At 40.1% G+C, this 13406-nt stretch carries 11 protein-coding genes; 4 read left to right on the top strand and 7 right to left on the bottom strand.

What is annotated here, in order from left to right; all coding sequences use genetic code 11:
- Nucleotides 1-44: 44 nt before the first annotated feature.
- Nucleotides 45-1058 (top strand): nucleoid-associated protein YejK, encoded by a 1014-nt coding sequence (gene yejK / locus CZ809_RS12380; RefSeq protein WP_080157942.1) that lies wholly within the window; start codon nt 45-47, stop codon nt 1056-1058.
- A gap of 296 nt (nt 1059-1354) precedes the next feature.
- Nucleotides 1355-1723, top strand: a complete 369-nt coding sequence (locus CZ809_RS12375; protein WP_080158162.1) for a nitrous oxide-stimulated promoter family protein — start codon at nt 1355-1357, stop codon at nt 1721-1723.
- 143 nt (nt 1724-1866) lie between these two features.
- On the opposite strand, the gene CZ809_RS12370 is transcribed toward CZ809_RS12375, so the two are convergent.
- The 4 genes from CZ809_RS12370 to nhaC all read right to left on the bottom strand — a co-directional run bounded on the left by CZ809_RS12370 (nt 1867) and on the right by nhaC (nt 6152).
- Nucleotides 1867-2991 (bottom strand): M20 family metallopeptidase, encoded by a 1125-nt coding sequence (locus CZ809_RS12370; protein ID WP_080157941.1) that lies wholly within the window; start codon nt 2989-2991, stop codon nt 1867-1869.
- Between the two features lie 87 nt (nt 2992-3078).
- The gene (locus tag CZ809_RS12365) at nt 3079-3540 is read right to left on the bottom strand and encodes a YjiG family protein (protein WP_080157940.1); all 462 of its coding nucleotides are present in this window, start codon (nt 3538-3540) and stop codon (nt 3079-3081) included.
- Complete coding sequence (locus CZ809_RS12360; protein ID WP_080157939.1) at nt 3540-4271, bottom strand: nucleoside recognition domain-containing protein; 732 nt, start codon at nt 4269-4271, stop codon at nt 3540-3542. Before CZ809_RS12360 ends, CZ809_RS12365 begins: the two co-directional genes overlap by 1 nt.
- Nucleotides 4272-4700: 429 nt before the next feature.
- Nucleotides 4701-6152, bottom strand: coding sequence for a Na+/H+ antiporter NhaC (gene nhaC, locus CZ809_RS12355; protein WP_080157938.1), 1452 nt, complete (start codon nt 6150-6152; stop codon nt 4701-4703).
- A gap of 709 nt (nt 6153-6861) precedes the next feature.
- On the opposite strand from nhaC, the gene asd reads away from it, so the two are divergent.
- The gene (asd, locus tag CZ809_RS12350) at nt 6862-7977 is read left to right on the top strand and encodes an aspartate-semialdehyde dehydrogenase (RefSeq protein ID WP_144396193.1); all 1116 of its coding nucleotides are present in this window, start codon (nt 6862-6864) and stop codon (nt 7975-7977) included.
- Nucleotides 7978-8050: 73 nt separating this feature from the next.
- On the opposite strand, the gene sodB is transcribed toward asd, so the two are convergent.
- Entirely contained in the window at nt 8051-8641 is a 591-nt protein-coding gene (gene sodB, locus CZ809_RS12345) for a superoxide dismutase [Fe] (RefSeq protein WP_080157936.1), read from the bottom strand.
- A gap of 330 nt (nt 8642-8971) precedes the next feature.
- Between sodB and CZ809_RS12340 the strand changes: the two genes are divergently transcribed.
- Nucleotides 8972-9310: a Grx4 family monothiol glutaredoxin gene (locus CZ809_RS12340; protein ID WP_080157935.1), complete on the top strand. Its 339-nt coding sequence runs from the start codon at nt 8972-8974 to the stop codon at nt 9308-9310.
- Between the two features lie 91 nt (nt 9311-9401).
- On the opposite strand, the gene CZ809_RS12335 is transcribed toward CZ809_RS12340, so the two are convergent.
- On the bottom strand, nt 9402-10724 hold the full coding sequence (locus CZ809_RS12335) for a Na+/H+ antiporter family protein (protein WP_080157934.1): 1323 nt from the start codon (nt 10722-10724) through the stop codon (nt 9402-9404).
- A gap of 266 nt (nt 10725-10990) precedes the next feature.
- Nucleotides 10991-13399 carry a VolA/Pla-1 family phospholipase gene (locus tag CZ809_RS12330; protein WP_080157933.1) on the bottom strand — a complete coding sequence of 803 codons (2409 nt, stop codon included), beginning with the start codon at nt 13397-13399 and terminating at the stop codon, nt 10991-10993.
- Nucleotides 13400-13406 lie beyond the last annotated feature (7 nt).

Below are 13406 nucleotides of genomic sequence, written 5' to 3'. Positions count from 1 at the left end.
TTATGATAACCTAGAGTTCAGTTTTCCTGAAAACCTTTTCCATTATGAGTCTTACACTTTCGAACGTCATTCTACATCAATTAGTAAAAAACGACCAAGATGATTTAGAAATTCATCTTAGAAATCAAACCCTTGATAATGATTCTGCGACAGAAGATCTTGTTGCTGAATTACATCGAATTTATAGTAGCAAAGGAACAAAAGGCTTCGCGCATTTTGCTGCTGATAGTGAGTTTGCTCATTGGTTGAAACAATTTCGTCAAGGAGAGTTAGATTTCCTGACGTTTTCAAATCAATCAGTGCAACGTTTACAGGTTGAATTAGCGAAATATCCGTTTTCTGAAGCGGGTACTTTAGTGATGGCTGAATACCAGTCATTGGCAACAGACTATTTGTTTATTGGTATGTTACCGACGTGTCATAGCATGAAAGTCACTGATCAATTAGGTATCAGTGCGACTGACTATCTTGATATTAATAAGATGGATATCGTTGCACGTATTGATTTGTCATCATGGGAAACTAACCCAGAATCAACCCGCTATCTTACTTTTGCTAAAGGTCGCGTAGGGCGTAAGATCGCTGATTTCTTCCTTGATTTTATGCAAGCAGAAGTAGGTTTAGACGTTAAAGTTCAAAACCAAGTCTTGATGCAAGCGGTAGAGGATTTTTGTGCGGATTCTCGTCTAGATAAAGAAGAAAAGCAGCAATATCGTAAACAAGTTTATGATTACTGTAATGGTCAGCTGCAAGCGGGTGATGAAGTTACCGTAAAAGAGCTATCCGGTGAGTTACCTGCGGCAGATGATGGTACTAATTTTTACGATTTTACTTCAAAGCAAGGTTACGAGTTAGAAGAAAGTTTCCCTGCCGATCGTACTGCAATGCGTAAATTGACCAAATTTGTTGGCTCAGGCGGTGGTATGACGCTTAACTTTGACAGTATGTTATTAGGTGAACGTATTTTTTATGATGCAGAAACCGATACATTAACCATCAAAGGCACGCCGCCTAATTTGAAAGATCAGTTATTACGTCGTTTAAATAGCGATAATTAATAACGACTGTTATGCAGCACTGTTAGTAATAAATAAAGCCACTGTGAAGTATGCACTCACTAATATTTGCATATATCACAGTGGTTTTTTGCTATTTAAAGCGTCAATCTTGAACATCGATGATGTTTTTTTATATTTGTACATTGTTCGCAATTTATTCGAACAATGTATTAAAGTTTAATAAATAACCATCGGTCTAATTTTGGTTATGATTTTTGCCCATTAGGTTCTGATTTTTGCATAAATTTGATTTTTATCATTGGCACTGCAGGGGATGGATGGATAATGGCACAACTATGATAGTTATTAACAATCATTCAGTTCGTTCGCAGCGTGAACTGAATACAGTGAAAGCGATGATTCGCCTATATTGTAAAACGTTGCACCGTGGAGCAGTAATGTGCTCTGAATGTGAAAGTCTTATCGAGTATGTTGAGGAGAGAGTAACAGGTTGTCGTCTTGGCGAAGAAAAGCCAAGTTGTATGCATTGTATTGGGCATTGCTATCAATCTGCCAAGCGTCTTCAGATGATCCACGTTTTACGTTGGAGTTATCCACATTATTTTTGGCGTCACCCATTTAGGGCTATACACTTTAAGTTAGACAATTTACGTAGTGTCCAAATGTCAGCCGCAAAAGCCGATATTATCGCAAAAACGAGTTAAATCCATATTGATTTTGTTGAACCGATATTGATTTAACCTAACAACTGAAAAGATTGTACCTCTTTGTAAATCATGCCAATGTGGATTATTTACAAAGAAAAAAGGCTGCAGAAATGCAGCCTTTTTTAATGTTTTTTTATAGGTTATTGTTGCGCAATTTTCACAAGTACTTGCTGCAATAAGCGAATACGTGGCTCAATTGAAGCCAAATCTAACCATTCATCTGCACTGTGGAAACCTGCACCAATTGGACCTAAACCATCTAAGGTTGGAATACCTAAGACTGCGGTTAGGTTAGCATCAGAACCACCACCAACTGCTTGCCACGTAATATCAATGCCTAGCTCTTTACCGACCGCTTCCACTTGCGCCATTAACACTTCAGTTTGTGGGCTTGGCACCATTGATGGTTTGTGTGCTTCTCGCTCAACTGTAATCGTAACCCCATCAACAAACGGTGTTTCTGTTAGTGTACGAATTTGAGCATCAACCGCCGCATACTCATCGTTATCCCAGAAACGAACATCAACCACCACTTCTGCGAAATCTGGCACAATGTTCGCGCCAGCGCCACCACTGACAACGCCAGCGTTTAAGGTTGTGCCTGACTCAAAATTGGTCATGGTGTTAATGGCTAGAATCCAATGTGCCATTTCAGTGATTGCACTGCGACCATTTTGAGGTTCATTACCTGCGTGCGCTGCTTTACCGTGGAAACTTAAACGATAACGCGCCATGCCTTTACGCGCTTTAACCAATGAACCATCAGCACGTGCAGCTTCTGCAACTAAAACATGGTTAGCGTTAATAGCAACGCTCTTGAGCCATGCTTCTGAGTGTAGTGAACCAATTTCTTCATCTGGGTTCATGCACACACAAATTGATAATGCATCAAGTGCAGTAGGATCGAGATCACGTAAGGCATAAACCACACTTAACAAGCCAGATTTCATGTCAGAGACACCAGGGCCATAAGCGCGCTCATCATCGTGGGTCATTGGGCGAGCGGCAGCAGTGCCTGCTGGGAAGACGGTATCCATATGGCCAATTAACATCACATCAATATGATCAGCGTCAGGCTTATTACGTACTTCTAAGCCAGTACCTGCAATACCACAATCAATGCGTTTAACATGCCAACCTAAATCAAGGTATTTTTGCGCCATGATGGTTGCAACCACATCGATACCATCAACGGTTAATGTACCGCAATCAATATTAATAAGAGGGCGTAGCTCTTCGAGATAATTATTCAGAGAAAAAGACATAGTAAAGGCTCCGAGCCATTGATGGCTTATCGGTAATAAAAGAGAGAAAACGCACTAAAGATTAAATGGCTTCAGTGCGCTCAGCAATTACACTAAAACGTTCATCACAAACATTGCAGCAAAGGCATTTAATACCGAAATGGCAATCATGATTGGAATATAGCGACCTTCGGTACGAATTGGTCCCATAATTCGGCCCATGTATTGCACCTGTGAGCCCATCAAATAAATAGCAGGAGCAAGAATCGCAATGTGCTCGCCATTTAAAATACCTTGGTCAAATAAGGTAATAACCACACCTACTGCGCCGCCCATTGACATCCATGCGCCTATCAATACCGCCGCCGCTTCACCAGGAAGACCAAAAATAGCCATGATAGGTGAGAATAATGTTCCCATTACTTCTAGTGCGCCGGTGATTTGCAGCGCTTTGATGATCACGAACGCCATTAATACGTTAGGCACTGTTGAAGTGGTTGCAATTACCCAGCCTTTTTTAGCGCCTTCAACAAAAATATCAGTAACCATAGGTTTTTTTGCAGTCGTCATTATGCGTTCTCCGTGCTTACTGTTGTTGGTTTAGTATCTTTGTTGTCTTTGCCTTCAGTGATGTTTAAGTAGATACGGAAAATATTCGCACCCACAAATTTGAAGATAAACATAATCGCAACCGCAAGGCCGATAGAAGAAGTAACAGCGGGTTCACCTGATGCTGTGGTTAAGGTAAATAGCACTGCCCCTGATGAGAAGAAGTTAACAATCGCGGCACCAGCAGAAAACTGGAACATGGTAAAAATATCTGTTTCTCGTTTGGTTAAGTGACCCTCATCCTGTAATTGACGAGTCATCGCTGCGCCAGCATCAGTACTTTGTAGTGAGGCAATTAAAGCCAAACCTGAGTTACCCGGAATACCCATTAATGGACGTAGTAGAGGGGTTAATAATTTACGAGCAGCATCGAGCGCACCGTAATGCTCAAGTACATTGATCATACCTAAAGCAAACATCACTGTTGGAATTAACGTTAACGCAAAAATAAAGCCATCACGCGCACCGCTACCACCTTTACCTCTAAATGATGTTGAAGCCGCTTCCACGCCTTCTGCAGTATCGTTAACTGAATAAACCACATTACCAAATGAGCCATTTAAGGTTGTGAAGTCAAATACGCCATACCATTGATTAGATTGTAATGCTCCTGAAAAGAAAATGACGGCAAAAGCGAGGGCAATATAACTGCCAATGGTAACTTTACGACCTTCTATTGCGTTGTTACTCATAGATATATCCTTATAAAACGTAAAATAAAAAATGGTTTACCAAATAAACACCGATAATTATTTTTATGGCTACGTTTTCAAATGTTGTATTTAGTGGTTAATTCGGTAATAACGGTATTTTCATTAAAAATGAATTTGAAATATTGACTAGGGTCAAGGTGTTGGATTGAAAAGTAAGTTTGATGAAATGTGGTTCTTATATTTGTGAACTGGCTCTATAAAGGTGCTGACTGTTGGGTCAATAACGGGGAGTGTTGCGACTGGGAGGAATACGGAATAGAAGGGGGTTTTAAATAAATACCTTTTAGGTATCAATTGGTTGTACGATGATTTATTGGCTGGGAAGTGTGGTTTTCTATCTTTGTTTTAATAAAAAAAACGCACCTATAAAAGAGGTGCGTTAATGTTATTGTGATGATGCAATGCAGCTTATGACGTTAAACGCTTCACTGTCATTAATTCATCTTCGTCATCTTCAGCTAATTGCTCTGCACTTGCTGGTGGACAGCGATCCACAAACCAGCCCATGTAAGACGTCACAATCGTCACAATAATACACACAAAGCTTAACCACATGAATGGCGCGTAAGAGAAGGTAGCGACACCTAAAATACTCGCCATGTAGATACCATTATCACTCCAAGGCACCATGCCGGAGGTAAGTGTGCCACCAAATTCAGCATTACGTGATAAGTTCTTACGTTGGTAACCTAAACGGTCATAGTTCTTAGCACAAATCTTTGGCGTTAGAATTAATGATACGTACATTGCAGAACCAAAGACGTTACCGAGGAAAGCCGTTGCAATGGTTGATACTGCAAGACTGCCTGCTGAATTTACTTTACGTTCAAATAAACGGGCAATTGTTTGTAGTACGCCAACTTTATCAAGTAAGCCACCAAAACCTAAGCCAAAGATAATAACAGCCACAGAACCAAGCATGGATGACATGCCGCCACGGTTTAGGATTGCGTCAATAAATTCAACCCCAGAACTGATAGAGAATGGCGCCCAAGCTGCATTAATCGCTTTAAGCGGATCCATACCCTGAACCATAACAGCCCATGCAATACCTAGCAGTGAACCAAATGAAATAACAGGGAAAGACGGTAAACGGAACGCTAACAGCACCAACACGATAATGACTGGAATAAAGGATAATGGTGAAATAACAAATTGTTTATCCATCGCTGCAATCACAGAATCAACTTGTGACATATCAACACTACCTGCGTAGTGAAAACCTACCGCGGTAAATAGAATGCCAGTGATGATATAGCTGATCAGTGCAATAGGTAACATGCCTTTGATGTGTTCCATGATCTCAACGTTAGACATTGAAGAGGCCAGGATCACTGAATCTGATAGTGGTGACATTTTATCACCAAAATAGCAGCCAGAAAGTACGGCACCCGCAGTCATTGGTGCGGGAATACCTAAGCCTTGGCCAATACCCATCATTGCAATACCCGCGGTACCTGCTGCGCCCCAAGATGTACCTGTTGCTAATGCCGTCAATGAACAAATGATCATTGTCGCTAGCAAGAAAATGGAAGGGTGAATCGCTTCAAGTCCGTAATAGATAATGGTTGGCACAATACCACCAGCAATCCAAGTACCTACTAACGAGCCAACGGCTAGTAATATTAATACTGCACCTAAACCGTTAGCGATGCCCTTAGTGGCTGCTTTTTCTAACGATTTGTAATCGTGTCCGAGTTTAATACCTAATGCAATAATCACAAACCAACCAATATATAATGCTAGTTGGATTGGCAAATTCAATTTTGAGGTAAAAGAGAATGCAAGGGCAAGGAAAATACCGAGGGCAATAATGACTTGCATTACTGACGGTAGTTTCACGATTGTCTGTTTTTCCATACTTCTAACCTTGTTTTATCGAGCTTGTTGAAATTGGGTCCAACCCAACCAATCAATACTATTTATCATTGGTTTTTAAATCGGATTGAAAAAGACGGCGCTTGAATCGGCGCTACTCTATCAAATTGATTTATCATCGTGATAAATAATGTTTCTTTCTGTGATCTAAGTCTTTTTGGTGCCGATCTTTAGTAAAACACTGACTTTAGTTGTTCTTTTAGTGTTAATTGATGGTTCTTATGTTGTGTTTTATGTTTATTATAAAGTCGTAGTGTATCTATAAAAATCGCACAAAAAGCGAGAGATAAAGTATAAAAAGCTATTAACTATAAGGGTTATGAACTATCTAGCTACTTAATCACAGCGCTGAAGATTATCAGGGAAAGGCATTTTTTTCAAAGATATGACAATAGTCACTTTTTATTAAGTTGATTGCATAAGTTAGGAATAAGCTCTTTAAATATACATAAAAGCTTGTTTTTAGGTTAATTACGGTTGGTTTTTATGCGTTTTTTTGATTTTTTATTGCTGATAATAAAACCTAATATGACTAATAAGAAACTCAAATGATAAGAAAACAGTAAAATATGCTTATCTTAAACACAGATATATTTTATTTATAATTGAAAATTATACTTGTTTTTAATCATGTAAATCTCTATAGATGGATAAAGAAATTTCAATACAACAGGGAGTGTAGTTGCAAATGATGACAGTAGGTTTAGTGGGTTGGCGTGGCATGGTTGGCTCTGTATTAATGCAGCGCATGGTCGAGGAAGGTGACTTTGCGGTTATTGATCCGGTCTTTTTTACTACATCACAAGTGGGTTTAGCGGCGCCTAATTTTGGAAAAGATGCTGGTGTATTACAAGATGCGTTTGATCTTGAAGCGTTAAAGCGACTTGATGTGGTGATTACCTGCCAAGGTGGTAGTTATACAGAGAAAGTGTATCCCGCATTACGTCAAGCCGGTTGGAAAGGCTATTGGATTGATGCGGCATCAACATTACGGATGCAGCCTGACTCAATCATTACATTAGATCCGGTTAACTTTGATCAGATTCAACAAGGTATTCATAGTGGTATTAATACTTATGTTGGCGGCAATTGTACGGTTAGTTTGATGCTAATGGCTGTGGGTGGCTTATATAAAGCGGGATTGGTTGAGTGGATGACATCACAGACTTATCAAGCTGCATCGGGTGCTGGTGCCAAGAATATGCGTGAGTTAATCAGCCAAATGGGTGTGGTTAATGATTCCGTTGCTAGTGAGTTAGCGAATCCAGCGTCGTCAATTTTAGATATTGATCGTAAAGTTGCGCAAACACTGCGTGCGGCAGATTTTCCAGCTCAACAATTTGGTGCGCCATTAGCGGGTTCATTGATTCCATGGATTGATGTTAAGCGTGATAATGGTCAAAGCAAAGAAGAGTGGAAAGCATCGGTTGAGACCAATAAAATTTTAGGTCTTCAAGATAGCCCGATTCCGATTGATGGTACGTGTGTGCGTATTGGCGCAATGCGTTGTCATAGCCAAGCATTAACATTAAAGCTTAAGAAAAATGTACCGCTTGATGAAGTGGAAGCTATCATTGCATCCCATAATGATTGGGTTAAAGTGATTCCAAATGAGCGTGATATTACGGTGCAAGAATTGAGCCCTGCAAAAGTAACAGGGACATTATCAGTGCCTGTGGGTCGTTTGCGTAAACTTGCAATGGGTGATGATTATTTAAATGCATTTACGGTGGGTGATCAGTTGCTTTGGGGCGCTGCTGAGCCATTACGACGTACATTACGAATTTTGTTAGCCGCTAAAGCTTAGTTGTTATAATAAATTAAAATAATAAAAAACCCGCTTAAAATAGGCGGGTTTTTAGTCTTTGCATTACTGTAAATTAAGCTGCTAGATTTTTAGCTGCGAAATCCCAGTTAACTAATGCCCAGAATGCGTCCATGTAGCTTGGACGTAGATTACGGTAATCGATGTAGTAAGCATGCTCCCAAACATCAACAGTTAGAAGTGGTGTCATTTTCAGACCTTCTTCTGCAATAGGGCAACCTGCGTTTGACGTGTTAACGATTTCTAATGCGCCATCTTCAGTTTTAACTAACCATGTCCAGCCTGAACCAAAGTTGTTGATTGCTGAATCTGTGAATTTAGCTTTGAATTCTGCGAAAGAACCAAATGCTTTAACAATAGCATCTGCTAATTCGCCAGTTGGCTCGCCGCCGCCATTTGGACTTAGGCAATGCCAGTAGAATGTATGGTTCCATACTTGAGCTGCGTTGTTGAAAACACCACCAGTAGAAGTCTGTACGATTTCTTCAAGAGATTTTTCAGCAAGGTCAGTACCTTCAACAAGACCGTTTAGCTTAACAACGTAAGTGTTGTGGTGTTTACCGTAGTGGTATTCTAGCGTTTCTTGAGAGATATGTGGCTCAAGAGCGTTGATAGCGTACGGTAGAGCTGGTAGTTCAAATGCCATTGCTCAATTCTCCATTTTAATTTTAGTTATTGGGCTTAATGCCCACGACATTACTTCTAGTAGACGTTGGCGCCTACTTATTATTTGAATCTGACCGTTTTATTTTAGCAAGTTTTTAGTTTATTAAAAGCATTATGCTTAAAAAAATACCCTATACCTCGTTATTGGTAAGGTCAATAACCACTTAATAGATATCAATATAACTAAGATTACGCTTTATTATTGAAAAGAGAACCGAAACATAATTTGAAAGTATTTTTATTGGTGACGATAACCAAGTAGAATGGTAGGGTTTATAATAAATGATTATTAAATTTGTACGAGGAAGCTATGGAAACTATCGATAAAATTAAGCAACAAATCGCAGATAACGCTATTTTGTTGTACATGAAAGGCTCTCCAAAATTACCAAGCTGTGGCTTCTCATCACAAGCATCACAAGCGTTAATGAACTGTGGTGAAAAATTTGCGTTTGTAGATATTCTTCAAAACCCTGATATTCGTGCTGAACTACCTGTTTACGCACAGTGGCCAACATTCCCACAATTATGGATTGACGGTGAGCTAATTGGTGGTTGTGACATCATTTTGGAAATGTTCCAAAAAGGTGAATTACAAACACTAATTAAAGAGTCTGCTGCACGTCGTGATGCACAAGCGGCTGAATAAGTTAGTTTGTTAAGTGTGTTGTTTTGCACTGATAAAAAAACCGCCAACTATTATGGCGGTTTTTTTGTATTTAATACTTAGTATTGGATCACTACAGTATCATTGATGCTATCCAACCAAAGGCTATCAGTGGCAAGTTGTAGTGAATAAAGGTCGGTACGACAGAATCCCAAATATGGTCATGCTGTCCATCGGCATTCAAACCCGATGTTGGACCTAAGGTTGAATCAGAAGCTGGAGAGCCTGCATCACCAAGTGCTGCTGCAGTACCTACGATAGCAATCGTTGCCATTGGTGAGAAACCAAAAGACAAACATAAAGGAACATAGATTGTCGCTAGAATTGGAATGGTAGAGAACGATGAGCCAATACCCATAGTGACCAATAAACCCACCACAAGCATTAACAATGCTGCCAGTGGTTTGTTATTGCCAATAACACCTTCTAATGAGTTAACTAAGGTTTCAACGCCACCTGTCGCTTTCATTACTGCCGCAAAACCTGCCGCTGCAATCATAATAAAACCGATCATTGCCATCATATGGACACCTTTAGTGAATACATCGTGGGTTTCTTTCCACTTGATAACACCAGTAAAGGTAAACACCATAAAGCCAACTAAACCCCCGACAATCATTGAACCACTATAAAGTTGTGCACCTAATGCGGCAAAAATAGCACCAACAGCAATATAAACATGGCGCATATCAATGACTTTTTTCTCTGGCTCACTGGCAAGAATTTTTTCTACTGAGTATTCACGTGGTTTACGGTAGCTTACAAAAATAGCGGTTAATAAACCAAATAACATGCCACAAGCGGGCAATATCATGGCAATGGGCACTTGGCTTGCTACAACATCTAACCCGTTATCATGTAAATTTTTCAGCAGAATATTATTTAGAAAAATACCGCCAAAACCAATAGGAAGTACCATATAAGGCGTGACTAAACCAAACGTTAAAACACAGGCAATTAAGCGTCGATCAAGTTTAAGTTTGGCAAATACATGCAATAGCGGTGGAATAACAATCGGAATAAAGGCTATATGGACTGGAATAACGTTCTGAGAAGAAATGGCAAGTAACACTAAAATGATAAGAACGCTATATTTCACACCAGTAGCGGCGGCGATATTTTCATGGCCACTAATGTGCTTAATCACTTTTTGAGCAAGGACATCGGTAATGCCTGATCGTGAAATAGCGACGGCAAAAGCACCTAGCATGGCATAACTTAGGGCTGTTGTTGCTCCTCCGCCTAAACCACCTTCAAAGGCAGAAATAGCATCGGTAAGGGATAATCCTCCGATGAGGCCACCAATAATGGCACTAAATGTAAGCGCAACCACGACATTGACACGCATTAAAGCGAGTACCAGCATGATGCATACGGCGATAATTACAGGGTTCATAAAACGTGAGTTCCATCCGTTGTTTGCATTATTACTTCGTTTGTTTGTCAGTGATAATCACTGCAACACGCGATTTAATTGTTATATATGAGACTTTGATCTCATATCTCACAGTGTGCTTGATTTTCAGCATTTGTCGAGCACTAATTTTATGCTGATATTTATATCTAACAACGGTCATATGAAAATATCATATTGTTTTATATGATAAAAAAAAGCGAGTATTTAACCCGCTTTTATTATGGTTAGTTTTACCAAATAAAATTTTAAGGTACTGCCGTAATTACACTTTTATCGTTAATGGTGATGTTTTTACCCATTGTATTTACAAATGACGCTATCTCCTGTTGCATTTCTTGTGTGACTGCAGGGCTTAGGGTTGGATCGAGTAATGACGAATGACCACCTTGATTAAATAATACCGCAGCTTGAATTAACTGATCAGTAATGGATTGATTGGTTACTGTGAGGTTAAGTCCGGCAATTAAAGGGGTCGTGCCCGTAAAAGGAGAATAGGGCTGTAAGATATCCGTCTCCTCAACGGTTGCCCCTAGTGGTGTCATATTAGGAATTGTCGCATCATCTTTTACTTGTGCTAAATATAATGCCGTATTTGAACTAACTTGTGGCGCATGATTGGTGGGATCTATGGTATCTAATACAGTTTGAGCAGCATAAGCAAAGCGGTTAAAGGTGGTATAAATAGCGGCTAATGTGGCGAGTGATGTGGGATCGCCTTGTGATATTAACTGTGTTTGATAAGCATTAAAACACGCCGCAGCCGTTAATGATTGTTGGTCACAAAACGCTTTAAATTCAGCATTGCTACTGAGCATTAAGTTACCTTTAACAAAATCACCAAAGCTACCTGAATTCAGCAGTAGATAAGGAATTTCGCCGCCAGGATTGGCGAATGCAAGTGCATTGATATTAAAGTAAGCGGCATCTATTGGTGGTGATCCTAGGCTACGATTAGCAATATTTGCGACACTAACCCCGGTAATGGCACCTAAAGAGTGGCCAATGAAAGTGATGCCTTGGGTTGGATTTAAGGTTTTTAAATGTCCTAATTTATTGATTGTAGAACTGTCACCTTCAATAATTGTTGTTAGGATTTTGCCAATGGTTGCTCGTAAATTAATAATATCCGTAGTGCTTTGGCGTAAATTATCACGGGCGACGGTAAGTGCTGATAAATTTAAATAATATTCAGGATGACCATCACTGGCACTGCCGGGAACACCATCAATAGTGCGGCTTCCATGTAGAGGATGGTCAATCGCAAAAATAGCCTGACAATGATCATTAATAATATTGTCGGCAAGTGCGATTACTGTGCCTCTGTGGCTGGTAATACCATGTAAATAAATAGTGGTGCTATTTTTCCCTATATCGTCACACTTGGCGGCTGTGGGTAAAATTAAAGTGTAATCAATATATTGTACTGATTGTAATTTTGGTAATGGACTAAAACGGGTGATCAGGCGCTGTGGATCAAGTTGTTCACCATTCGATAAAGTCAGCGTAGCCCCCGCTAATGCAACCAAGAGTTTGCTTTGAACTTGAGGATCTGCCGCGGCTGCAATATCTGCTGAGGTGATATTAAGTGTTGCCAATTGCGCAATAATTGTGGCTTTATCAGCATCACTTCCGCTGGCGAGTACTGAGCTGATAATGGCGATGCTTGGCATACCGCTCTGCCAAGGTGTGGTTGCAAAGTTGTCGGCGCTATTATTTAAAAAATAGGGCAATGCAACGGTACCTGTGTAAATTTCTCCTTTTCCAGCTGGCGTCTGTGTTTTTGTGTCAGTGAGGTTAGAGAAGCTAAATAGGTTACGTAAATCAGAGGTTGTCACGTTATCGGCAACAGCACTACCTTTCCATACTGTGTTTGCTCCTTGTTGAATGGCAAGTGCTGTGGCTGCTTTAACACTAAACAATACATCGCCAACAGCGGCGGTGGTGAACCAACTGGAGAAAATAATGCTGTCTTTATTGACGCCTATTTTTTCAAACTCGGTTTCTGTTTTGTGCGTGATTGTTTGAGCGGGAATTAAGGCTGGAGTGGGAGCTGTTGCTTGCGCTTTTAATACTGCATAAGTGTTGCTCATACCAACCTTGTCACCATTACTGTCTTGCAGATCATTGGTGACAGCAAACATATAATTATGGGCTGGTTTTAATGGTTTTAATAGCACTACCGTTAAAGTGGTGCCTGATGCAGAGAGTGCAAAGTCGCCGTTAGCTTGAGTGAGTTTTATTGGCGTTGTTGTGTCGGCATCATTGGTCGGATTAATTGATTCAATTAAATAAAAACTATTATTTAAGGTTGTTGTATCAAGATCCACACCGACGAATTGCAATTGTAGCGGTTGACTCGTACTCCAACCATCCGTTTGTCCCATGGCGACTAATGGATCACTACTATTATTTGGATCGACGGCTGCGGCTTCGGTATTTAAGGTGCCATCACGGCTATCCATTAATAAATACGTCGGTTGAACGAGAATAGGGTTTTGTGGATCGCTGATTAAATCAAAATTAATTTTAGTGGCTGCGTTTACACTCTCGGTAATAGTGGGATCAAGGGTGGGTGCTCCTTCAATCTTGCTATCACCACCACAACCGATTAACCCTAAACTTGTTGTCAGTATCGTTAAAATATACTTATTCATATATTCC

The organism is Photobacterium piscicola (assembly GCF_900166965.1).
Classification (GTDB): Bacteria; Pseudomonadota; Gammaproteobacteria; order Enterobacterales; family Vibrionaceae; genus Photobacterium; species Photobacterium piscicola.
This window is presented reverse-complemented; position numbering and strand designations above follow the sequence as displayed.